The organism is Mucilaginibacter tolerans, from assembly GCF_030519375.1.
Classification (GTDB): Bacteria; Bacteroidota; Bacteroidia; order Sphingobacteriales; family Sphingobacteriaceae; genus Mucilaginibacter.
Genome location: NZ_JAUMKB010000018.1, coordinates 34,290 through 56,219, shown reverse-complemented (window position 1 = coordinate 56,219; position 21,930 = coordinate 34,290). Strand labels below are relative to the sequence as shown.

24 protein-coding genes are annotated in these 21,930 nt (G+C 43.1%); 9 read left to right on the top strand and 15 right to left on the bottom strand.

The genetic code is table 11. The features are described 5' to 3' along the window. The first annotated feature begins 68 nt into the window (after positions 1-68). From Q3A68_RS19585 to Q3A68_RS19560, 6 genes are all read left to right on the top strand, one after another. Entirely contained in the window at positions 69-707 is a 639-nt protein-coding gene (locus Q3A68_RS19585; protein WP_302902823.1) for a LutC/YkgG family protein, read from the top strand. Positions 708-856: 149 nt separating this feature from the next. Continuing rightward, complete coding sequence (locus Q3A68_RS19580; protein WP_302902822.1) at positions 857-1,186, top strand: hypothetical protein; 330 nt, start codon at positions 857-859, stop codon at positions 1,184-1,186. Between the two features lie 650 nt (positions 1,187-1,836). Beyond that, entirely contained in the window at positions 1,837-2,631 is a 795-nt protein-coding gene (locus Q3A68_RS19575) for a sensor histidine kinase (protein ID WP_302902821.1), read from the top strand. Then, positions 2,631-3,269: a response regulator gene (locus Q3A68_RS19570; protein ID WP_302902820.1), complete on the top strand. Its 639-nt coding sequence runs from the start codon at positions 2,631-2,633 to the stop codon at positions 3,267-3,269. The genes Q3A68_RS19575 and Q3A68_RS19570 overlap by 1 nt, the downstream gene beginning before the upstream one ends. A 29-nt stretch (positions 3,270-3,298) precedes the next feature. Then, positions 3,299-4,369, top strand: a complete 1,071-nt coding sequence (locus tag Q3A68_RS19565; RefSeq protein WP_302902819.1) for a PA0069 family radical SAM protein — start codon at positions 3,299-3,301, stop codon at positions 4,367-4,369. A gap of 66 nt (positions 4,370-4,435) precedes the next feature. After that, entirely contained in the window at positions 4,436-4,837 is a 402-nt protein-coding gene (locus Q3A68_RS19560) for a hypothetical protein (RefSeq protein WP_302902818.1), read from the top strand. Between the two features lie 81 nt (positions 4,838-4,918). On the opposite strand, the gene Q3A68_RS19555 is transcribed toward Q3A68_RS19560, so the two are convergent. The 8 genes from Q3A68_RS19555 to Q3A68_RS19520 form a co-directional block, all read right to left on the bottom strand. Beyond that, positions 4,919-5,662: a zinc ribbon domain-containing protein gene (locus Q3A68_RS19555; protein ID WP_302902817.1), complete on the bottom strand. Its 744-nt coding sequence runs from the start codon at positions 5,660-5,662 to the stop codon at positions 4,919-4,921. Next, a complete protein-coding gene (locus Q3A68_RS19550) occupies positions 5,662-6,759 on the bottom strand; it encodes a Nif3-like dinuclear metal center hexameric protein (RefSeq protein WP_302902816.1) in 1,098 nt (365 codons plus the stop codon). The genes Q3A68_RS19555 and Q3A68_RS19550 overlap by 1 nt, the downstream gene beginning before the upstream one ends. Positions 6,760-6,788: 29 nt before the next feature. Further along, the gene (locus tag Q3A68_RS19545) at positions 6,789-7,739 is read right to left on the bottom strand and encodes a nitrilase family protein (protein ID WP_302902815.1); all 951 of its coding nucleotides are present in this window, start codon (positions 7,737-7,739) and stop codon (positions 6,789-6,791) included. A gap of 74 nt (positions 7,740-7,813) precedes the next feature. Further along, complete coding sequence (locus Q3A68_RS19540; protein ID WP_302902814.1) at positions 7,814-8,620, bottom strand: helix-turn-helix domain-containing protein; 807 nt, start codon at positions 8,618-8,620, stop codon at positions 7,814-7,816. A 30-nt stretch (positions 8,621-8,650) separates the two neighbouring features. Continuing rightward, positions 8,651-8,875 carry a DUF2905 domain-containing protein gene (locus tag Q3A68_RS19535; RefSeq protein WP_302902813.1) on the bottom strand — a complete coding sequence of 75 codons (225 nt, stop codon included), beginning with the start codon at positions 8,873-8,875 and terminating at the stop codon, positions 8,651-8,653. A gap of 5 nt (positions 8,876-8,880) precedes the next feature. Continuing rightward, complete coding sequence (locus tag Q3A68_RS19530) at positions 8,881-9,249, bottom strand: TM2 domain-containing protein (RefSeq protein WP_302902812.1); 369 nt, start codon at positions 9,247-9,249, stop codon at positions 8,881-8,883. A 99-nt stretch (positions 9,250-9,348) separates the two neighbouring features. After that, on the bottom strand, positions 9,349-9,657 hold the full coding sequence (locus tag Q3A68_RS19525; RefSeq protein WP_302902811.1) for a DUF2752 domain-containing protein: 309 nt from the start codon (positions 9,655-9,657) through the stop codon (positions 9,349-9,351). Further along, positions 9,650-10,063 carry a DUF4199 domain-containing protein gene (locus Q3A68_RS19520; RefSeq protein ID WP_302902810.1) on the bottom strand — a complete coding sequence of 138 codons (414 nt, stop codon included), beginning with the start codon at positions 10,061-10,063 and terminating at the stop codon, positions 9,650-9,652. Before Q3A68_RS19520 ends, Q3A68_RS19525 begins: the two co-directional genes overlap by 8 nt. A 226-nt stretch (positions 10,064-10,289) precedes the next feature. On the opposite strand from Q3A68_RS19520, the gene mfd reads away from it, so the two are divergent. Continuing rightward, positions 10,290-13,643 (top strand): transcription-repair coupling factor, encoded by a 3,354-nt coding sequence (gene mfd, locus Q3A68_RS19515; protein ID WP_302902855.1) that lies wholly within the window; start codon positions 10,290-10,292, stop codon positions 13,641-13,643. A 26-nt stretch (positions 13,644-13,669) separates the two neighbouring features. Here mfd and Q3A68_RS19510 read toward each other — a convergent pair whose 3' ends face one another. The 4 genes from Q3A68_RS19510 to Q3A68_RS19495 all read right to left on the bottom strand — a co-directional run bounded on the left by Q3A68_RS19510 (position 13,670) and on the right by Q3A68_RS19495 (position 17,467). Then, positions 13,670-14,818: a glycerate kinase gene (locus Q3A68_RS19510; protein WP_302902809.1), complete on the bottom strand. Its 1,149-nt coding sequence runs from the start codon at positions 14,816-14,818 to the stop codon at positions 13,670-13,672. 1 nt (position 14,819) lies between these two features. After that, positions 14,820-16,145 carry a GntP family permease gene (locus Q3A68_RS19505; protein ID WP_302902808.1) on the bottom strand — a complete coding sequence of 442 codons (1,326 nt, stop codon included), beginning with the start codon at positions 16,143-16,145 and terminating at the stop codon, positions 14,820-14,822. Positions 16,146-16,225: 80 nt separating this feature from the next. After that, a complete protein-coding gene (hpt, locus tag Q3A68_RS19500; RefSeq protein WP_302902807.1) occupies positions 16,226-16,765 on the bottom strand; it encodes a hypoxanthine phosphoribosyltransferase in 540 nt (179 codons plus the stop codon). A gap of 51 nt (positions 16,766-16,816) precedes the next feature. After that, positions 16,817-17,467, bottom strand: coding sequence for an FISUMP domain-containing protein (locus tag Q3A68_RS19495; RefSeq protein WP_302902806.1), 651 nt, complete (start codon positions 17,465-17,467; stop codon positions 16,817-16,819). A gap of 242 nt (positions 17,468-17,709) precedes the next feature. Here Q3A68_RS19495 and Q3A68_RS19490 point away from each other — a divergent pair, with 242 nt between their 5' ends. Both Q3A68_RS19490 and def read left to right on the top strand, forming a co-directional pair. Next, entirely contained in the window at positions 17,710-18,936 is a 1,227-nt protein-coding gene (locus Q3A68_RS19490; protein WP_302902854.1) for a M16 family metallopeptidase, read from the top strand. 146 nt (positions 18,937-19,082) lie between these two features. Beyond that, positions 19,083-19,655, top strand: coding sequence for a peptide deformylase (gene def, locus Q3A68_RS19485; RefSeq protein WP_302902805.1), 573 nt, complete (start codon positions 19,083-19,085; stop codon positions 19,653-19,655). A gap of 66 nt (positions 19,656-19,721) precedes the next feature. Here def and Q3A68_RS19480 read toward each other — a convergent pair whose 3' ends face one another. The 3 genes from Q3A68_RS19480 to Q3A68_RS19470 all read right to left on the bottom strand — a co-directional run bounded on the left by Q3A68_RS19480 (position 19,722) and on the right by Q3A68_RS19470 (position 21,877). Next, positions 19,722-20,366, bottom strand: coding sequence for a hypothetical protein (locus tag Q3A68_RS19480; RefSeq protein ID WP_302902804.1), 645 nt, complete (start codon positions 20,364-20,366; stop codon positions 19,722-19,724). A 116-nt stretch (positions 20,367-20,482) separates the two neighbouring features. Continuing rightward, positions 20,483-20,761 (bottom strand): NifU family protein, encoded by a 279-nt coding sequence (locus Q3A68_RS19475; RefSeq protein WP_302902803.1) that lies wholly within the window; start codon positions 20,759-20,761, stop codon positions 20,483-20,485. A 30-nt stretch (positions 20,762-20,791) separates the two neighbouring features. After that, positions 20,792-21,877 (bottom strand): Mrp/NBP35 family ATP-binding protein, encoded by a 1,086-nt coding sequence (locus Q3A68_RS19470; protein WP_302902802.1) that lies wholly within the window; start codon positions 21,875-21,877, stop codon positions 20,792-20,794. Positions 21,878-21,930: the final 53 nt, after the last annotated feature.

The following is a 21,930-nucleotide window of genomic DNA, read 5'->3' as shown; positions in this document are numbered from 1 at the left end:
GTCTTGCGTTTCTCCCCAAAGAAACAATATGACTTAAGACTTTTAACTTTAGACTCCAGACTTCAAAGATGAGGGACATTACAACATCGAAAGAAAAGCTGCTGAAAAAGATCCGCAAAGCTTTGCTGGAGAAAAGGGATAACCCTTATCCTAATCTTGAAGACCTTCCCCACTATCCCCCTACTGACGAATTACTTGAAGTGATTTTTGCGCAAGAATTTGCAGCTGTTTCAGGACAGTTTGTTTTTTGCGAAGATGAACTACAGGCAATTGAAAACCTGTTAAACCTGGCCGATCAGCATAAATGGCATAAGATTTATTGCTGGGAGCCTGCCTTGCAAGAGTTTTTGACCCGTTATGAGTTCCCATATTTTGAAACTGAAAAAGATTTTGAGCAGGCAGAGGTTGGTATCACTTTATGCGAAGCATTAGTAGCACGCAATGGCAGCATCATGTTATCCAACTCCGATATGGCCGGACGCCGTTTGAGCATTTATCCCCCAGTGCATATCGTTTTTGCTTACACTTCACAGTTGGTTCTTGACCTGAAGGACGGCTTTAAGCTAGTCAAAGAAAAATATAAAGATCAATTACCCTCAATGATTACTACAGTAACGGGTCCGAGCCGGACTGCCGACATCGAAAAAACACTGGTGCTGGGTGCACACGGCCCCAAAGAGCTTTTTGTGTTTTTGCTTGATGGTTAATCAATTAGGTATATGGCCTTTGTTTTCGACCATCTTTTCCACATATATTTTCTGGGTTTTCCACACAAAATACCGTGAAAACACGGTGTATCTTTTTATTCCATTGCTCGTATATTGTACAGTATTAATTAACCCTAACCTAAAAAACTATGGAATCATCAAATGACCCCAAAAGCCTGATTGCGGAATACCAACAACAAAATGCTGCAGACGGGGGACCAGGATTAAAGACGCCAGATGGGTCTTTGCTTAACGGTTTTTACATCGACCGCAAAAGCATCCAGGACATCCTCGACAGCAATCCGGATATCTCGGGTATCAGTATTCAATTAGCCAAGGATCCGTCGGCAACTGGAAACCCAGACAACATTTTCACCATTTTTTATACAGGGGCAATAGGGAGTACCCCTCCATTTACCTCGAGCGGAGGTCCTTATGGTCCGCCGCCTCCGTGTCCGCCCTATTGCACTCAGGGTTAATTCTTAATAAATGACAATACAGGAAGCCGTAAATTTTTCACTGCTAATTATAGTTTTTGGTATTGGTGTGGTTTGCTATTCAAAGCTAACCACACCTTTTAAGCTTCTGGCTCTTACAGTGCCTATTACTATATTATTAGATTTATGTTCTAAAATCTCCGCTCATCTATATAAGACCAATGCACTGGTGTTACATCTGGAGTGCCTGGTTTTATATGTTTTTTATTCATGTATCTACTATTACCTTTTTCAGAGCAAAACCATGAAAAAGATCGTTTTGATATCAACAATTGCAATTGTTGGTTTTGCGTTTGTTAACGGAATATTTCTGCAGCCGGCTTACAAGGCATTTCCTTCCTTCCTGTATATGGTTACTAACACCATGTTGGTTGCATTTTCGCTATTATTATTCAAACAAATGCTTTTGTATCCGATAAAAATTATGATTACCAGTCAGGGAATTTTTTGGTACAATACTTCCATACTTTTTTTTTCAACGACAATGTTTCTAAATTTGGGGCTTACAAATTATTACGCCCAACTTAAGTTTGACGAGGGTATATATTATTTTTGGTACGGTAGCTATTATATATTAAATATCTTAACCGGTATAGCCCTGCTTAACAATTACAAGGAAAAAAAATCAGAGTATGCTTGATGAAAATGTGCGGATGGTTGTGTTCTCCAGTGCAGCTTTATTCGCATTTGTAACGCTTTTCATTATATACTTTGTTGTTTTATATCGTAACAGACAATTAAAAAATAAGCAGGAGCAGGAAGAGCTGCATGCAAACTTTAGGCAGGAGCTTTTAAAAACACAGTTAGAAGTTCAGGAACAGACCCTAAACTATATAAGCACCGAAATACATGATAATATCACCCAGGTGCTTTCATTTGTAAAACTGACTCTTGGAAATATAGCCGGGGGCATTGAGGAAGAAAAAAAGGGGAAAGTGCTTGAAACACGTGAACTGGTGGCGCAAAGTATCACCGATTTACGCGACCTTTCCAAAAGTTTAAGCTTTGAGCATATCGCCTCGCAGGGGTTGATAAGGACTATTGAAAACGAAGTTGAACGTATAGATAAAAGCGGACTTATTAAAGTTTCGCTTGCTCAGGAAGGGAATTCCTATTCGTTGGGCGAACAGCGCGAATTGGTACTTTTCAGAATATTCCAGGAGTCACTGAATAACACACTTAAACATGCAAGGGCGGCACATTTGAAAATCATGTTGCAATATCATACCGATTTGTTTATTTTGACGCTCGAAGATGACGGTTCTGGTTTTTCGGCCGAAACACTTGAAAATAAAAGTGGCTCAGGATTAAGAAACATAGAAAACCGGGCGGCCTTGATAGGGGGCACTGCAACAATAAACAGTTCACCGGGCAAAGGTTGCAATATAAAAGTTGTCCTAAACCCTTTAAAACAACAACCATACTGATGGAGGACCCCATCCGCATCGCACTCGTTGACGATCATCGCCTGTTCAGAAGCGGCATAGCTTCCCTTGTTGAAGACTTTGGTCGGTACACCATAATGTTTGAAGCTGGTGACGGCGAGGAAATGATTCGCAAAATCAGCCCTAAAAATAAACCACATATTATTCTCCTTGATATTAGTATGCCTAAAATGAACGGTATAGTAACCGCTAAATGGCTAAGGGATAACCACCCGGATATTAATATTATTGTTTTATCCATGTTTGAGGATGCCGAAAAGGTACTAACAATGGTTAGAATGGGTGTTAAAGGATATTTGCTAAAGGATTCGGAGCCCCACGAGTTTGAAGATGCGCTTTGCAGGGTTTCGCGTAGCGAGGTTTATTATCCCGAGTTTGTAACCCGTCATTTGGTTGACAGCATCAATATTGATTACAACCTGATTAAACTGAACAGCCGCGAGGTTGAATTTTTGAAGCTTGCCGCTACTGAACTCACCTACAAAGAAATTGCAGACCACATGTGCATCAGCTCGCGCACAGTAGACGGCTACCGCGATCAGCTTTTTGAAAAACTGCAAATAAAAAGCCGCATTGGCCTGGTGCTTTATGCCATAAAACATAAGTTGATAGATTTGTAATATGCTAATATTTTTAGCAAATTTGCACTATGTCACATGAGGAAAATGAAGAGTTTTTTAAGGGCAGGGGCGCACAGGTTAATACCCACAACAAGTTTCTGAAGAATAAATATGTGCTGCAGCATATCGAGGGGCTGGATGAACAATTCCTTGAAAACACTGCTACGCAGATATTTGAAGAGACACCCAAAAAGATTGTAAGCGAATCTAACAGCCCGGATCTGAGTCATATGTTTTCGATCAATCCTTACCAGGGTTGTGAGCACGGCTGTATTTATTGTTACGCCAGGAATACGCATGAATATTTTGGCTTTAGTGCCGGATTGGATTTTGAGCGCAAGATCATCGTAAAACGCAACGCTGCGGAATTACTGGAGCAATACTTTAACAAAAAGAACTACCAGCCAGTGTGCATTCTTCTATCGGGCAATACCGACTGTTATCAGCCTCTGGAGCGGAAGCTGAAGATCACCCGATCATTGCTGCAGGTATTCCTTCAATACCGCAACCCGGTCAGTATCATCACTAAAAACAACGTTATTCTTCGTGATCTGGATATACTGGGCGAATTGGGCAAAATGAACCTGGTGCATGTGAATGTATCGATCACTTCGTTAAATGAGCAGCTTCGGCAAAAATTGGAGCCTCGAACGGTTACAGCGAGCGGCAGGCTGGGCGTTATTCAAAAATTAACTGAAAAAGGCATACCGGTGCGCGTAATGGCTGCTCCTATCATTCCGGGATTAAATAGCAGTGAGATTCCGGCCATTATAAAAGCGGCAGCCGATCGTGGCGCATTGGCAGCGGGGTTTACCATTGTAAGATTAAACGGCAGCATAGCCGAAATATTCACCGATTGGATACACAAGGCGTTCCCCGACAGGGCCGACAAGGTATTGAACATGATAAAAGCCTGCCACGATGGTAAATTGAATGACAGTGATTTTGGGCGACGTATGAGTGGTGATGGTAATATTGCCGAGTCGATACATCAGATGTTCCGTATGGCCGTAAACCGCTTTATGGGCGACAGGGTGATGCCTGAGTTTGATTATAGTTTGTTTGTTCCGAAGGGTGGGAGGCAGACGAGTTTGTTTTGAACTGATTTCTGGATTTATTAGAATGAAATGGATTTTAGCTATCTTTCAATACTAAACCATAAAACCATGAATAAATCGGTATTCAAATCGCTGATTCTAGTGTTGCTGCCATTTTTTGTTGTTACGGGATGCCAATTCGTAACTAAAGGCAAGGAAAGTCTAACCCACTATTGTCCGGGTCTAAAACTTAATATATCAGGAATAAGTTATGCTTATAGTAATGGAAAAGCGTTTTATGTTATTAATTATGACCCCTCTTTTCAGCAAGCAGTTAAGTCATATTTCGAGGAAAAAGAAAATGGTTTTACAGAAATAAAAGATGCCGACTTTTATAATATAAAAATGGATGATGAGCCTGTTATTGACAAAAGTGATAACTTTTTAGGCAAAAGATTTAAAGATCCAAAAGGGAGCACAGAAGTTATATTTAATGAGACCACACGCCGAATTATCATAATTGAAGATTAGATGTAGTCCCCCAAATCATCAGCGGTCCATAAAAAAAGCGCCCTAAAGGCGCTTTCTAATTTAGAATATATCGTATTGCAATTAGGCAGTTTCTGCTTCCAGTGCCATTTGCTCGTCAACCAAAATACGGCCGCAGTGTTCGCAAACAATGATCTTTTTGCGCTGACGGATATCCGACTGGCGTTGAGGTGGGATCTGGTTAAAGCATCCTGAACACGAATCGCGCTGAATGGTTACTACGGCCAGGCCATTCTTTGCGTTGCCGCGAAGACGGTTATAAGCGATCAGTAAACGCTCTTCGATATTTTTTGAAGCTTTTTCAGCCTCTGAGTTCAGTTCGTTTTCTTCTTTTTCAGTTTCAGAAGTAATAGTGCCTAATTCTGCTTTTTTAGCGTCCAGATCGGCACGGCGCCCATCCAGGTCGGCTAATGCTTTTTCGTAGATCTGGGTTTTGGTTGTGATTTCGTAACCAAATTCCTTGATCTTCTTTTCGCTCACCTGTATGTCTAAGCCCTGTATCTCAATTTCTTTTGAGATAGCCTCATACTCACGGTTATTTTTTACTTCGTTAAGCTGAGTTTCGTATTTTTTGATATTGGCCTGAGCTTCTTTGATCAGGTTTTTGCGGGTTACAATATCATCCTCCAGGTCGTCCAGCTCATTTTTTATTTTCTGAATACGGGTTTCCAATCCTTCAACATCATCTTCCAGGTCGGCAACTTCCATAGGGAGTTCACCTCTTACCTGGCGTATCTTATCAATCTTGGTGTGGATGGTTTGTAGGTCGTATAAAGCTTTCAGCTTTTGTTCTACGGTTTGTTCCATTAAATAAAATATTTGACGGGGTTTGTATTAATTTCTGTTAAACGGACGGCAAAGTTAGCAAATTTTTTTCTAATTATTTCATATAATAATTGTTGCGTAAATTGCTCACTTTCAAAATGTCCGATATCGGCAATTACTATCTTTTCTTCGGCATCAAAAAACTCATGATATTTATAGTCAGCAGTTACAAAAACATCTGCTCCGGCTGCTATAGCATGCTTTAATAAAAAACTTCCGGCGCCACCACAAACAGCTACTTTTTTAACGCTTTTTCCGCTTAACGTAGTATGCCGTATTACCTTGGCATGCATTTTTTCCTTCAGTTCGAATAGAAATTCTTCTTCATCCAGCGGTTCGTCCAGGTCGCCGATCATACCCGAACCCACATGTTGGTGCTGATTAGTTAGATCATAAAGGTCATAAGCCACTTCCTCATAAGGATGCGCCAGGAACAATGCCATCAGCAATTTACTTTCGAGTGTGGCAGGGTAAAGGGTTTCTATACGCACCTCATTCTCATAATGGCGGATACCGGGTTCGCCGACATAAGGATTGGTTTCTTCCCCGCCTTTGAACGTACCAGTCCCGTCTGCGTTAAAGCTGCATTCGCTGTAATTACCGATATTGCCTGCGCCGGCATGAAATAACGCATTTCGTACCTGATCCGCCTTATCTGCAGGAACATAGGTCACAAGCTTTTTGAGCAGGCCATTTTTAGGCGATAGGATCCGAAGATTTTTTAGTTCTAAGGTTTCGCAAATACGTTCATTTACCCCATTCATCACATTATCCAGGTTGGTATGAATGGCATAAATGGCAATATGATTACGAATGGCTTTTTCCACCACACGCTCTACATAAGTTTTACCGTTCAGTTTTTTTAATCCACGAAAAACGATAGGATGGTGCGAAATAATCACCTGGCAGCCTTTGGCAATGGCTTCATCAACTATAGCTTCGGTACAATCAAGCGAGATCAAAGCCTGTGACACCTCCTGATCTGGATTGCCGACAATGAGGCCTGAGTTATCATAGTCTTCCTGGTAAGCAAGTGGTGCAAGGCTTTCGAGGTAAGAAGTAAGGATGGACAATTTCATAATTAAGTACTAATTCGTGAAATTAGTGCTTAATCTTCTTTCATCCAAACTACTTTCTGTTCAGATTCATGCGGCTGTGCAATGATATCGCCATACAGATCAGGTCTGCGCGCTTTAATGTATCGATAACCACCTGCATCCGTTAACTTACCCGGAGTGATTGTAGCAATAGCAATTTCATCATCGAAGCTCCGGCACTCAGCGATTACATCCCCAAACGGGTCGATTATCATCGAACAGCCGTTTTTCAGTTGGTCATCATCCATCCCGATCGGGTTGGAGAAAATTGCATAAATCGCATTGTCGTAAGCACGTGCAGGTAACCATTTCATTAGCCAGGCACGGCCTTTTAAGCCATCAAACTCCTGGCGCAGAGTAGTTGGGTCGGCTTCGCGGTTCTCCCATAATTTCGGGTCGACAAAACCTGCTCCCGGCCTAGTAGATGGCGTGCACATAGTAACATGCGGCATAAACACAATATCCGCCCCAAGCAATTTAACTGCGCGAACATTTTCTATAATGTTGTTGTCGTAGCAGATCAGGATACTGCATTTCCAACCAAACAAGTCGAAGATAACATATCTGTCACCAGGCGTAAGATGTGGGTTGATGAATGGATGCAGTTTATGATATTTTGCGATCAGTCCGTTTTTGTCAACGCATACTTGTGTTTTATAAAGTTTGTCGTCTGGGTCTTTTTCAAAGAGTCCGGCCAGGATCGCTATATCAAATTCTTTGGCAATGGTTATTAGTTGCTTTATGCTTGGTCCGTCGGGAACAAATTCAGCAACCTCCAACATTTGCTCTTTTGAAAGATGCCGGGCAAAGCTGTAGCCGGTAATTGAACATTCATGAAAAGCTACCACATCAGCGCCTTTTTGAGCGGCCTGTGCTGTAAGCTGGCGTATGACAGCCAGGTTATAAGCCTTATCTCCACTGCGGTTTTCGAATTGTGCAGAGGCAATTTTTATATTTTTCATTTTTTACGTTTTCTTCAAATTTAGCTGATAAACAAGCAGCTGAATTGTATAATTCCGACAAATCTGAAAGTTTATTAGGACGGATCGACTGCAAGCAAATTTACCGTGAGCGGGTTTGCCGACGACAAGTATTCGGTAGGCGTTAATCCTGTAGCCTGCCTGAAATGGTGTATAAGATGTGGTTGGTCATAATAACCCGACTCTATCCCAGCTATGGTTAATGAACTTGTCTCTTTTCCTGACCGAATAAGCGATAAGAAATGATGCAACCTTACAATTTGAAGATATTTACCCGGCGATATTCCGATAGCTGCCCGGAACAAGCGCTCCAGCTTGCGTTCAGAATATCCTGTTGATCCAGTAAGTTCTTTTACCGTTGTCTGACCTTTGAGTTGTACAATTGATCTTACAACGTGCCCAAGCGGGTCATTATGATTTATCGGGCTTTTAAGCAATGCTGAAAAGTGAGTTTCTAATAACCAAATAGATTGCGCGTAAGATATGGCTGTTCTCAAGTTATCCAATAAGGAATAAAGTTGGTTGCCATAAATAAAATGGGCATCTATTATTTGTCCCTTTATCTCATCAGCAGGCAACCCGGAAAATCTAAAAAAACCATGAGGATGGAAAACAACAATAAGTATTTCCGTCCCGTCCTTGCTATAAATATCCTGGAAGCCATTTAGTTGACCGTATACAAAAACAGCGGGTAAATTTTCGTCACTTCCCCCTGAGTCTTTTACTTTCAGCTGTCCTTTGAGAATAAAAACGAGACCCGTGTTCCCGTCAGAAAAAAGCCGCAGTGTTTTGCTGCTTGTACTTTTCAAAAACAGGTAATGCTTGATACAGAATGACCAGGCCGGCGAGGATGGAAGCTGCATAGCCTAAAATAAATTAAGTAAAGATACAAGCTAATGGAGCCATTTCCAGATACGAAAAATCAGAAATATAACGAGGTTGATCAGAATTAGTGTAGTGATAGGGAAATAAAATCGAAAATTATTACGCTCAATACGAATATCGCCGGGCAGGTGCCCGAACCATTTGAGGCTTCCGCCAAAGAAATAAATAAAAATACCCAATACCAATATAACCGCTCCTATCAGTATCAGGTATTTACCCAATTGGTTGTCCATTATAACTAGCTGCTCATTTTAGCTAACTGGTGGCTTTCAAAAGCCATTTTCTTATTGTATTCCATTGCAAGATCTCTATGATTAACCAGGTCCATGATTGAGCCTATAAAGCATAGGCCCGCTGTGAAGAGATATACGAGACCCATACCCACCTGACCGGTTATAAACCGTTGTAATCCGGGAACCAGACATACCCCAACAATACAAAAGATCAGCATATCCTGCGGGCTTTTTCTTTTACTGGTGTAATTCATATAGAAATATTTTTGCTGGTTCTCTGTCAGCTCGGCAGTTGCTTGCTGCAAAAAAGCCAATTCTTCGGGAGTGATGCCCGGTAAACCCATATAAGGATTATTTTGAAAGCTATTATCCATGGTGATTATTTTTAAGTTGACTCAAAACTAATATAGAACTAAAAGTTTTGAAACGCAAAACTGGCGGAGAGAGCGGCCTTGTCGGTAAATGGCGGAATCTTATCGGTATATTGAATATGACTTGTAATGAATTACCCTTTGATTAAACAGTGTATATATCCGGTAGAGTATAATGCACAGCGCAGGTACACCAAGCCAGTGTGCATGCCATGAATGAGCTATATTGCCGCGAAACAACCAGGATATAGAATGCCCCAGGCCGCAACCCGGGCACCAGGTAAGACCGATAGCCTTTAGCGGGCAAAGATTAAAATGTGCTGGTCCCGCGGGATCGGTAAATGCAAGCGCAGTGAGTGCGGCTATCCAGAATGTAAGTTCGAAATATCTTGAAAAAAGACGTTTAACCAACTTTTTTTGATTTGCTTATCAATAACAGAGTTACTGCAAGTGAGGATAGAACACCAATAAGAAGGGCAGCAAAAATACGTCCCGAAAAATCGCTCCAGTTTGCTTTGTCCGCTGTCGATATCCAATTAATGTAAACGATACCTATAAAAACCACGAAAATACCAGCTACGATCAATATCTTGAAAGCATGTATCAAACCTTCCAGGAAATTCATTTTTCCATCAAGGTCGTTATCCCTGTATCGTTTTACGCCAACATATAATCCTATAATCGGGATCAGTACAGAAATAAACTCTTTAGGGTCCACTTTATCGTTAGAGAAATGAAGCCCCATTATAAGCATAATAAATAACCACACTCCACTCAATACTCCAATAACTAATCCGGGAAACAAAGCATTTTTCATAATAGTTGTGTTTTAAAGGTCATGGCATCGGGTTAACAAGATTATTAAAACGGTGCAATTGATTAGGTGATTTAATGGTTATATAAATATACGTGATATTTGAAGTATTATCAATTTACTTAAAAAGTAATTTTAGCGTCACTTTGTTTTTAATAGCTACCTGTTTTCAATACAAAGGGGTGGCTATGTGCAACAAAAAGCACCTTTTTACTATATTTGCGCCAGTTTGAACATCCGTGATATTTTAGAGCTTTATAAGACTGATGAACGGGTTGAAGCGTTGGCGAAAGCGCTCAACGCTGGCAAGGATACCCGGATTCAGTTACGTGGTTTGGTCGGATCAGGAGATGCGGCGGTGGCGGTAGCTTTGTATTTTTTGCAGCATCCTAATATGATATTTGTGCTGCCTGATCGTGAGGAAGCCGCTTATTTTCAGGCTGATCTGGAAAATCTGACAGGAAAAGATGTCCTGCTTTTTCCATCATCCTATCGCAAAGCATTTGAATTTACGCAGCCAGATAGCAGTAATGTACTGGCGCGGGCCGAGGTTTTGAATGAGCTGAATCATTCATCTGAGTTCGGCCGATTGATCGTTACTTACCCTGAAGCTTTAGCTGAAAAGGTGATTGACCGTGACTCACTGGCTAAAAATACACTCGAAATAGCGGTAAGCAACAAGCTTAGTATTGACTTTATCAATGAGTTCCTGATCGAATATGATTTTGAGCGTGTTGATTTCGTGTATGAGCCGGGACAATTCTCTATTCGTGGCGGAATAGTCGATATATTTTCCTTCTCACACGACCTGCCCTACCGCGTTGAGTTTTTCGGCGATTTTATAGAGTCAATTCGCACTTTTGAAGTGGAGAGTCAGTTGTCGGTTGAACAGGTAAAAACCATCACCATCGTACCGAATGTACAGTCCAAATTCCTGACAGAACATAATATTTCATTGCTGGAGTATGTGGATGCCGGTTCGCAGGTATGGATAAAGGATGTTCAGTTTACTCTCGACATCATTAAAAGTGGCTATAAAAAGGCTGTTGAACTATGGAAGGCGCTTTCGTCAGAAGAGAAGGACAAAAACCCGGAATGGATCGACCCTAAATTTGGCTTTACGGATGAAAAACTAATAGCCGATCAACTGCACGATTTTCCGGTGGTTGAATTTGGCAAACAGTTTTTTTATCAAACCAATCATGCCATAGACTTTGATATGCGTCCGCAGCCATCCTTCAACAAGGATTTCAGCCTGCTGATCCATAATTTTAAAAACAACGAGGCTGAACATATCCAAAACTACATCCTGACCGATTCGGCGCGACAGGTGGAGCGCCTTTATGCCATATTAGAGGATTTGGATAAGACCGTAAAATTTACGCCAATCAACATATCGGTACGGGAAGGATTTGTTGACCGTGAACAAAAGCTGGCCTGTTATACAGATCACCAGATTTTTGACCGATATTATAAATACAAACTCCGGAAAGGCTATCAGCGAACACAGGCGATCACCTTGAAAGAATTACGTGAGCTAAAGTCAGGCGATTTCGTGACCCACATTGACCACGGAATCGGCAAATATGCCGGCCTCGAAAAAGTAGAGGTGAATGGCAAAATGCAAGAAATGATCCGCCTGATTTATGCGGATAACGATTTGCTGTATGTGAACATCAACTCGCTTAACCGGATTTCAAAATATAGTGGTAAAGAAGGGACCGTTCCTAAAATGAATAAACTGGGTACCGATACCTGGGAGCGTTTAAAAAAAACCACAAAAAAAAAAGTTAAAGACATAGCCCGCGACCTGATAAAGCTGTACGCCCTACGTAAAGCCAAAGAAGGGAAGGCTTTTTCTCCGGATACTTATCTTCAAACTGAATTGGAAGCATCCTTTATTTACGAGGACACGCCCGACCAGGAAAAAGCAACTGCCGATCTGAAAAAGGATATGGAATCACCGCACCCGATGGACAGGCTCATTTGTGGTGACGTGGGTTTTGGAAAGACTGAGGTAGCCATTCGTGCAGCTTTTAAAGCGGTAGCCGATAGCAAACAGGTGGCGATTCTGGTGCCAACTACTATCCTGGCGGCACAGCATTATAAAACATTCTCTGATCGTTTGAAGGGCTTCCCTTGTAATATTGACTATGTGAACCGTTTTAAATCGACGCGGCAGATCAAGGAAACTTTGGAGAAGCTGAAGGATGGGAAGATCGATATCATTATTGGTACGCACCGCCTGGTAAGCAAGGACGTAAAGTTTAAAGACCTAGGACTGATGATCATCGATGAGGAGCAGAAGTTCGGTGTATCTACCAAAGAGAAGCTGAAACATATGCGCGCAAATGTGGATACGCTGACGCTGACGGCAACACCGATCCCGCGTACACTGCACTTCTCGCTGATGGGTGCTCGCGACCTTTCCATTATATCCACGCCACCGCCAAACCGCCAACCGGTGGTCACTGAGTTGCATGTGTTTAATGATACACTGATCAAAGAGGCTATTGAATATGAGATAGGACGCGGCGGCCAAATATTCTTTATTCATAACCGTGTTGCCGACCTGATGCAGTTGGGAGGATTGATCCATAAGCTGGTTCCGAAAGCGCGTATAGGTATTGCGCATGGGCAATTGGAGGGAGATGACTTAGAAGATGTGATGCTCAAATTCGTGAGTGGAGAATACGATGTGTTGGTAGCGACGACCATTATCGAGGCCGGTTTGGATATCCCCAATGCCAATACCATTATCATTAATCACGCCCACATGTTTGGTCTGAGCGACCTGCACCAGATGCGTGGCCGTGTGGGGCGAAGCAATAAAAAAGCTTTTTGTTATTTGCTAAGTCCGCCGTTATCAACGCTGACACCCGAGGCACGCAAGCGCTTAAGTGCAATAGAAGAATTCTCTGACCTGGGCAGCGGCTTCAACGTGGCCATGCGTGACCTGGACATCCGTGGTAGCGGTAACCTGCTCGGCGCCGAGCAAAGCGGTTTTATTGCAGAGATCGGGTTTGAAATGTATCATAAGATCCTGGATGAGGCTATTCAGGAGCTGAAGGAAGACGAATTTAAAGGAGTTTTCCCTGATGATAAACCACGGCCGTATATTTCTTTCACACAGATCGATACCGACATGGAAATACTCATTCCCGATGAGTATGTAACCAGCATTGCCGAACGCTACAATTTATATACGGAACTCTCTAAACTGGAAAACGAAGCCGAATTGCAGGCTTTTGAAAAGCAACTGAATGATCGCTTTGGTCCGGTGCCACCGCAGGTAAGCGATATGCTGAACACTATGCGTCTGCAGTGGCTGGGCAAGGCTATTGGTTTTGAAAAAATATCGCTAAAGAAGAATGTACTTCGCGGCTATTTTATTGCCAGCCAGCAATCGCCGTATTTTGAAAGCAGCATGTTCAGGCAGGTTTTGATGTTCGTGCAGTCTAATCCACGCCGGACCAATTTAAAAGAAGTAAAAAACACGCTTCGCCTGAGTATTGATGGGGTGAATAGTATTGATGAGGCGGTTTCTTTGCTGGAAGAGATTGCCGAACCGGTTGGTGTTTAAATCGCCTGAAACATGATTTCTCAGATTTAATGATTAAAAACCAATTCACCGGAGTTTATCAGATCACCCAAGCCTCGCCCCGTCTCAACAAGATTCTTTTCCGTATTAGCAATTGCGGTCGGCATATTTATAAACTCCCGGTTGATTGAAAGTAAGACATCAAAATATTTTTGCAATGCAGCATCGGGTTTTGACGGTACTCTGCCTGCTAAGCCGACAACAGGAATGTTTCTTTTCTTAGCCTCTGAAGCCACACCAAAAGGCCCTTTTCCTTGTAATGTTTGCGTATCTATACTGCCTTCGCCGGTGATCACCAGATCGGCACCTTTTAGGGCGCGATAAAAATCCGTCAGTAATAAAAAATATTCGATCCCGTTTACCAGCTTCGCGCTGAGCCAGGTGTGCAGTCCGGATGTAGCTCCGCCGGCAGCTCCGCCATGTTTGATGCCGGTCATGTCTGTACCAAGCTGTTGTTTTGATACGGCTGCGAAGTTGCCGAGGAAACGGTCTAATGATTTCACGTCAGCAGGTGAAGCTCCTTTTTGTGGCCCGAAGACGGCGGCGGCACCTTCAGGTCCTAAAAGTTTGTTATTGACATCGCAAAGAATAACGATTTCGGTATCATAAATACGGCGGTCAAGACCAGAGTCGTCAATTTTAGCCATCTTTATTAGCTCATCCGGAATTGCTTTTAAGCGTTTGTCGTCCTTATCTAAGAAATCTATACCCAGAGCCTTCAATATACCACACCCACCGTCTACAGTAGCCGAGCCACCCATGGCGATAATGATCTTTGTGGCTCCCTTATCCAGTGCAGCGTTGATAAGCTCCCCCGTGCCATAAGAGGACGTTTGCATCGGGTTAAGCTCTTGTTTTTTTAACAGACGCAGCCCTGATGCATTGGCCATTTCGATCACAGCGGTATTTCCGTTATCGATCAACCCAAAACGGGAATTGATCTTTCGTCCTAAGGGATCATGCACCTGTTGCGATACAATAACACCTTTGCAACGTTCTATAATCAGGCTGCCGGTTCCATCGCCACCATCGGCAATAGGGAAACATCCCGTGGTGCAGTCCAATCGGCTTTGCTTCAACCCCAGCTCTATCGCTTTTGCAATTTGCGCAGCATCGAGACTGTTTTTAAAAGCATTTGGAGCGATCAGGATATGCATATCACCAGATTTTAGATAAAATATAAATGGTCGCCAGCGTGATGATCCCCATGAACAAAGTAGATACAGTATACACCTTGAGCATGGTTTTCATGCTGATGCCGGAGAACCGCGAGATGACCCAAAAGTATGCATCATTGGCATGAGAGACGGTCATCGATCCTGCACCCATCGCCAAAACACAAAATAATTTTCCATTTTCGGTATCCAGACCCAGGGCCGGCAGTAAGGGCAAAACTAATGATGAAGCGGTGATAATAGCAACAGTCGATGAGCCTTGTGCTGTTTTTAAAACTGCGGTAAGCAGGAATGGGAAGAATATTCCCATCGTACTTAAAGCCATTGATTGGCTCAAATGTTCGCCCAATTTGGTAGCGGTTAAAATGGCGCCGAATGCGCCGCCCATTCCTATCACCACCAATATTCCTCCGGCTTTTTCCACTGATTCCTGAAGTATCTTACTTAGTTCGTTTTTATGCCAACCTCGTTTGCAATTGAATGCCAGGAGAACGCCGATAAGCAAAGCGATGACTGGGTCACCTAAAACAAGCCAAATATTCACCCAATCCGGATACCCGGCAATTCCCCTGGTTAAAAAAGAACGGATAGCAATAAGGATGATCGGCACAAATACAGGCATGGAGGCTTTTAACAGCGATGGCCTGTGCCCGGGCTCGTCTTCAGCAATATCTTCAATTAACTTATTGGGTGCATTCCGCCCGGCATAGTTTGCCCACCAGTTACCGATGAGCATAGCTGGGACAGCGGCTATGGCACCAACCAGGATTAGCTTACCATAATCTACTCCGATAGTTGCCGCGGCTGCAGAGGCCCCCGGATGAGGTGGAACCATACAATGTACGGACAGCAAACCTGTGGCAAGAGAAACCGACATCGTAGCAATGGATATGCCCGTACGCCCCGCTATCGAGCGGGTTATACCACTTAGGACAATATAACCTGAATCACAAAATATGGGTAGCCCGACGATAAATCCCGTAATGCTCATCGCTAGTGGGGCAAAGCGTTTACCCATTCGCTTTAGAAGGAAATTTGCCATCACAGTTGTGCTGCCGGTATACTCCAATAACAAACCCAAAGCGGTGCCTAAAACGATGATGAGACCTAAATTTTTCAGGATATTTCCGAAGCCGTCTTTAACAGTACTCAATACATTGCCAACGGGCATTCCGACGCCAAAGCCAACCAGCATACAAGCCAGGAACAACGAAAAGAAAGCCGGGATTTTATAATTTGTAGAAAGGATAACAATAAGCGCAATGCCGGCTACTAATAGAGTAAGGATGTAGGCCAGTGAATGGGTCATTGGTTAAATTGGTGAACCTGGTACCGCAAATTACAAAACTTAATCCAACCCAATCAACTTAATCTAACTTATTCAACCGCTCAACCTACCTTTTTAAATATCCCTTTCAGGTTACGTCCCAGCTCTTTATAGTCTAAGCCGTAGCCTACTACAAAATCATTCGGTAATTCGAAGCCTGTGTATTTCAACTCTGGCACTGCTCTTTCCAATGCTTTTGGCTTCAGCAACAGGGTACAAACGGTAACAGAACCCGGCTCGCGGACTTTAAGCTTCTCAATCAGGTAGTGAATGGTGTTGCCGGTATCTACAATATCTTCCACCAGGATAATATCGCGGCCCTTGATGTCGATGGTCAGGTCGAAATCGTCCCTGATCTTACGTGTAGTGGATGTGCCGCCATAGTAAGAGGCTAGTTTAGCGAAGGTTACCTCTATGGGTATCTCAATCTGCTTTACCAGGTCGGCCAAAAACAAAAAGCTGCCGCTCAGAATACCTACCATTACCGGAACGCGGCCAGAATAGTCATTACTGATATGCGTTGCTATTTCGGTTACCCGTTTTTCAATTGAAGAATAGGGAATGGATAACTCGAAAGTGAGATCAGCTACCTGGGTTTTCATGCCGTTAAATATATGATGAAATAATTGAAACGGCGTTAGTGGTTTATATGGTCAATTGTCTTTTACAAACCTTAACGAGCAACGATCTTCATCAAGTAAAACTACACCTAAATAGATGAACGGTTTACCATCCGGCCCCGGCCCTATGGTGAAACCCAGATCTGGAGGCGCCCCGGCAACAGAAGAATGTAAAAATGACGCCCCATTACCGCTGCCGTAAAGAATATCCAGGTGATAAAACCCGGTAGGTAAGGCAGTAAAGCCTGAATAATTATTGCCCCCGCCTTCTTCCCAGCCTGTGGTGGCCATTAATGATTGGGCGACCGCAAGTGTTGTGCTATAAGAACCGTCGCTGTTTTGTCTCGCTCCTCTTGTGATAAGCAGTGTCAGGTAATCATCATAACTGGGTATACGCCATCCGGCAGGTAAAACAACCTGACTGGCTTCCTGCGGTGTGTATAACTTGCCATGTTGCACGTTATAGCCATCCGTATAACCAGTATTGAATATTCCGCCAGGGCCACGGTAATTTACCGAGGTCCATATTTGGGTGCCGATTTTTATAACAGGGTAAACATCTCCGGATATCGTTACGGTCGAATCGACGGCTTTTAGATTGAGCGGTATAGGGTCATTGTTCTTTTTTGAACACGATAAAAATGCAATGGCCGCAATTGTTACCAGGGTAAAAACCTTTTTCATACGCAATTATCTTAACTGGTTGGCTTTCAGCAGGCTGGTTGTTTTCTCGCAAAGAGGGGATACTAATTTAGGAATAAAATAGATTGTTTTGCAAATTTTTTGGCGGCGATTTTTGATGAGTTTATTCTGCCTAACGGTGACGGGATATTTTCTGTTTAAGCCTTTAAACAAAGCCAACTCCAATCGCTTTTACCATACAATTACACTTTACGGTGCTAAAAGACTTATATTCGCCTCTCATGATTGACTACCAGGTTCATACCTTAACCAACGGTATGCGCATTTTACTAAAGCACTCGTCTTCAACTATTACGCATTGCTGTTTTGTGGTGAATGCCGGCTCGCGTGATGAGCCGGAAGATAAGGCGGGGCTGGCGCACTTTATAGAACACCTGCTGTTTAAGGAAACCGAAACACGCAATACCAACCAGATACTGAACCGCCTCGAATTGGTAGGTGCCGATCTGAATGCATACACCACTAAGGAATACACCTGCATACATGCCTCGTTGCTGAAACAGCACCTGGAGCGCACGGCCGACTTATTTCAGGATATTTTGTTTCACTCCACCTTTCCGCAGGAGGAACTGGAAAAGGAACGGGGTGTGATACTGGATGAGATCGCCTCATACCTCGATCAGCCGGAAGAGGCCATCCAGGATGATTTTGAAGAGCTGCTTTTTAAGGATCATGTTTTAGGGAAAAATATACTTGGTACGCCGGAGACAGTTTCTGCCATGGATAAGTGGGATATCCAACGTTTCATGACGGCCAATTACAATACGGAAGAGATGGTTTTTGCCGTTTTTGGCGACCATGACCTGAAAAAAGTAGTGAAGCTGGCCGAGAAGTATTTTGGCAGTATTGAGCCAAATCGTACAAAAAAGATTCGGCTTAAACCGACTGAAAGTGCGGGTGAAAAACTAAGCGTTTATCGCCCTATTTCCCAAACACATTGCATCATTGGTAACCAGGCCTATCCGTCAGCACATCAGCATAAAACGGGTTTGTTGTTGCTGAATAATCTGCTTGGTGGCATGGGCATGAGCAATCGTCTCAATCTCGAGATCCGCGAGAAATACGGGATTGCCTATACCATTGAGTCAAACTATACGCCACTTTCAGATACCGGCATATTCTCCATCTATTTCGGAACCGATGCGGAAAAGGCTGATAAAGCCTTACGACTGGTCCACAAAGAGCTAAAAAAACTTCGGGATCAAAAGCTGGGCACTCTGCAACTGCACCAGGCTAAACAAAAGTTTATAGGACAGATCGCACTGGCTGAGGAAAACCGCATTGGTTTGATCATTTCGATGGCTAAGAGTCTGCTCGATTTTGGCTATGTGGATACCTTAGAGCAGGTGTTTGCCAAAATAAATGCCTGTACAGCAGAGCAATTGCTGGGGATAAGCAACCAGATTTTTGATAATCGGCTGACCACTTTGCTGTTTGTGCCGAAAGATTAGACTCATCCGATCATCGTTTCACTTGACCTGCCTCTCTCCGCTTGGCGCAAAGAGGGCATTCTTTAATGGATTGATTTTGTTCTTTTTAAGGTAAAATTCTCGGGAACGACGTTTCTCTATAAAATTTCAAACCTTATCTTTGCAAGATGAAGATGCCTATCATAGCCTATGGAGACCCGGTTTTAAGAAAAAAAGCGGTTGCTGTTGAACCGGACGAATACCCCAATATTAAACAATTGGTAGAAGATATGTTCGAGACCATGTACGGTGCGCGTGGAGTGGGTTTGGCTGCGCCGCAAGTAGGTATCTCTATGCGTTTGTTTGTGGTGGACGCTACTCCGTTTGACGATGACGAACCCGAACTGGCTAACTTCAAAAAGGTATTTCTTAATGCTCAAATATTGGAAGAAACCGGTGATGAGTGGTCGTTCAACGAAGGTTGCCTGAGTATCCCTGATATCCGCGAAGATGTATCGCGTAAACCGGTCGTGCGTATCTCGTATTATGACGAAGATTGGAAACACCACGAGGAAACCTATAAAGGCATGGCGGCCCGCATCATTCAGCATGAATATGACCACATAGAAGGTAAGCTCTTTACCGATAAATTAAGCCCGCTGCGCAAACGCCTGATCGAAAAGAAACTCAATGATATTTCGAGAGGGATAGTAGATGTGGATTATAAAATGAAATTTCCTGCTGCTAAGAAAGGGCGTTGATTTTGAAGTTATGAGTCTTAATTCAAACGGTAAAAGACTTAAGACTTTGGACTATCGACTTAAGAGTTAATTCCCGCTCCCCGAAGCACGGCTCTTATCACCTGCTGCTATCTGGTTCATTAACGCGCCCCATGCTACAGGGTTCAGCAATGGGTTGGGCTGGAGCGAATGCTGGTTCAAGATAGCATTATGCTCATTCTGTGCCCAGGAGGATGATATTTCTTGCCCGTCGCGTGGCAGATTATTGCCTGCAGCCCGGTTGGTGGCACGTTCAAGATTTTTGCGTGCAATTTCCAGATCGTCGTCAGCTATTTTCATAGCTAGAAAATCTTTCCTGAATTCGTCTGTAGTCGCCCACGGGAATACCCGGAAGGTTGGCAGATTAATTACCCTTGGTTTAATCCAAACCTGGGTGGTATAACTTTTACTTGCAACATTGGCCGGAATGACTATCCTTACACCATTGTAGCCAATACTTGTAAACACCAGTGTGTCCTGTTCGTGCGCCACGAAGGAGAAATAACCCTCGTAGTTGCTCATATAAACCTGGTTGTGATTGCTGATATTGGTGATGGTCACATAAGGTACGATCACTTTTACGCTGTCAGCGTTATGAATAACGCCCGAGAACTGAACCAATGGCTTTTCCTTTTGCTGTGCAAAGGCTGCAGCAGCAATAAAGAATAAACATATGCCTATTATATATTTCACTTGGTTGTAGGTTCTTCCTTGTTTTATACCTGACTTTTACGAAATAGTTTCAAAAAATGTCAGACAAAAATAGTGTATTGCACAAAATCCTAATGCAATTTAACAATACTTAACAATTATCTCAAATTTGCCGGAAGTACAGCATTAGGATCATCAATGTCGGTTAAATTGATGGCTTCTACGCCTTTTACCTCAGGTACCGCCTTTTTTATGGCTTCTTCGATGCCGGCCTTGAGGGTCATGATGCTCATTGGGCACGAGCCGCAGGCACCAAGTAACTTTAATTTTACAATATGGTCAGGAGTTATTTCCTCCACCGAGACATTCCCGCCGTCAGTCTCCAAATACGGACGAATCGTATTCAAAGCTTCTTCCACCTGATCTAATAAACTCATTTTAACTTATTTATATTATATGTAAAGTTATTAATTATTTACCAATTTTCTATCATTAGCTTCCGCATTATAGATGGCCACCTGCTGTGCTACTTTTTGTGCCATTTCGGTAAACGCCCCGCTCATCGGGTTTTGATGATCCAGGATAACCGGCTTCCCTGCATCACCTGAATCGCTTATACTTTTCACCAATGGGATTTCTCCTAAAAATGGTACTTCCAATTGTTTAGCCAGCTTTTGCCCGCCGCCCTGACCAAATATGTAATATTTATTTTCAGGTAACTCAGCAGGTATAAAATACGACATGTTTTCTACTATACCGAGCAACGGTACGTTAATGGCATTCATCAGGAACATGCCTATTCCTTTTTTGGCATCAGCTAAAGCGACATTCTGCGGGGTTGTTACAATAACCGCGCCGGTAACCGGAAAGGTCTGCGCTACGGTAATGTGCACATCGCCTGTTCCAGGCGGCAGATCGACAACCAGGTAATCCAGCTCGCCCCAGTCCGCATCGTTGAACAGTTGCTTTACAGCAGTTGATACCATCGGTCCGCGCCATGGCACGGGTTGATTAGGGTCAGTAAAGAAACCTATCGACAGTAATTTAATGCCATATTTCTCTATGGGCTCGATACGGGTTTTGCCATCAGCCTGACTTGCTTTTGGCCGTGCGCCTTCCAACCCGAACATGATAGGGATGGATGGGCCGTAGATGTCCGCATCAATTAATCCTACTTTTGCACCCGCTTGCGCAAGACCCAATGCCAGGTTTACGGCCACGGTTGATTTTCCTACACCACCTTTACCAGATGCTACTGCTATAATATTTTTAACGCCGGGAACGCCGGTATTTTTTTGCGTAGTAACACGCGAGGTCATATTAATGCTCACCTCAATATCTTTACTGATAAAATGCGCTATCGCATTACGGCAGGCATTCTCTATCAATCCTTTTAGCGGACAGGCCGGGGTAGTAAGAATAACTGAAAAGTTAAGATGGTTGCCATCTATCTTGATATCCTGGATCATGTTGAGGGTTACCAGGTCTTTTTTCAGATCAGGTTCTTCCACATGGCCGAGAGCGTATAAAACTTGTTCCTTAGTTATATTCATTGCAATCACAAAGCTACTAAACAGGGCTTAAAGCTATGTCATGTTAATGATAA

What these genes read in the sequence shown, in the direction of transcription:
- Q3A68_RS19545 (WP_302902815.1), bottom strand. Translation starts at nt 7,739, where the DNA reads ATGAAAAATATAAAAATTGCCTCTGCACAATTCGAAAACCGCAGTGGA.
- Q3A68_RS19530 (WP_302902812.1), bottom strand. Translation starts at nt 9,249, where the DNA reads ATGGATAATAGCTTTCAAAATAATCCTTATATGGGTTTACCGGGCATC.
- Q3A68_RS19560 (WP_302902818.1), top strand. Translation starts at nt 4,436, where the DNA reads ATGAATAAATCGGTATTCAAATCGCTGATTCTAGTGTTGCTGCCATTT.
- Q3A68_RS19495 (WP_302902806.1), bottom strand. Translation starts at nt 17,467, where the DNA reads ATGAAAAAGGTTTTTACCCTGGTAACAATTGCGGCCATTGCATTTTTA.
- def (WP_302902805.1), top strand. Translation starts at nt 19,083, where the DNA reads ATGAAGATGCCTATCATAGCCTATGGAGACCCGGTTTTAAGAAAAAAA.
- Q3A68_RS19505 (WP_302902808.1), bottom strand. Translation starts at nt 16,145, where the DNA reads ATGACCCATTCACTGGCCTACATCCTTACTCTATTAGTAGCCGGCATT.
- Q3A68_RS19510 (WP_302902809.1), bottom strand. Translation starts at nt 14,818, where the DNA reads ATGCATATCCTGATCGCTCCAAATGCTTTTAAAAACAGTCTCGATGCT.
- Q3A68_RS19520 (WP_302902810.1), bottom strand. Translation starts at nt 10,063, where the DNA reads ATGAAAAATGCTTTGTTTCCCGGATTAGTTATTGGAGTATTGAGTGGA.
- Q3A68_RS19565 (WP_302902819.1), top strand. Translation starts at nt 3,299, where the DNA reads ATGTCACATGAGGAAAATGAAGAGTTTTTTAAGGGCAGGGGCGCACAG.
- Q3A68_RS19470 (WP_302902802.1), bottom strand. Translation starts at nt 21,877, where the DNA reads ATGAATATAACTAAGGAACAAGTTTTATACGCTCTCGGCCATGTGGAA.
- Q3A68_RS19580 (WP_302902822.1), top strand. Translation starts at nt 857, where the DNA reads ATGGAATCATCAAATGACCCCAAAAGCCTGATTGCGGAATACCAACAA.
- Q3A68_RS19575 (WP_302902821.1), top strand. Translation starts at nt 1,837, where the DNA reads ATGCTTGATGAAAATGTGCGGATGGTTGTGTTCTCCAGTGCAGCTTTA.
- hpt (WP_302902807.1), bottom strand. Translation starts at nt 16,765, where the DNA reads ATGAAAACCCAGGTAGCTGATCTCACTTTCGAGTTATCCATTCCCTAT.
- Q3A68_RS19585 (WP_302902823.1), top strand. Translation starts at nt 69, where the DNA reads ATGAGGGACATTACAACATCGAAAGAAAAGCTGCTGAAAAAGATCCGC.
- Q3A68_RS19555 (WP_302902817.1), bottom strand. Translation starts at nt 5,662, where the DNA reads ATGGAACAAACCGTAGAACAAAAGCTGAAAGCTTTATACGACCTACAA.
- Q3A68_RS19475 (WP_302902803.1), bottom strand. Translation starts at nt 20,761, where the DNA reads ATGAGTTTATTAGATCAGGTGGAAGAAGCTTTGAATACGATTCGTCCG.
- Q3A68_RS19570 (WP_302902820.1), top strand. Translation starts at nt 2,631, where the DNA reads ATGGAGGACCCCATCCGCATCGCACTCGTTGACGATCATCGCCTGTTC.
- Q3A68_RS19550 (WP_302902816.1), bottom strand. Translation starts at nt 6,759, where the DNA reads ATGAAATTGTCCATCCTTACTTCTTACCTCGAAAGCCTTGCACCACTT.
- Q3A68_RS19540 (WP_302902814.1), bottom strand. Translation starts at nt 8,620, where the DNA reads ATGCAGCTTCCATCCTCGCCGGCCTGGTCATTCTGTATCAAGCATTAC.
- Q3A68_RS19535 (WP_302902813.1), bottom strand. Translation starts at nt 8,875, where the DNA reads ATGGACAACCAATTGGGTAAATACCTGATACTGATAGGAGCGGTTATA.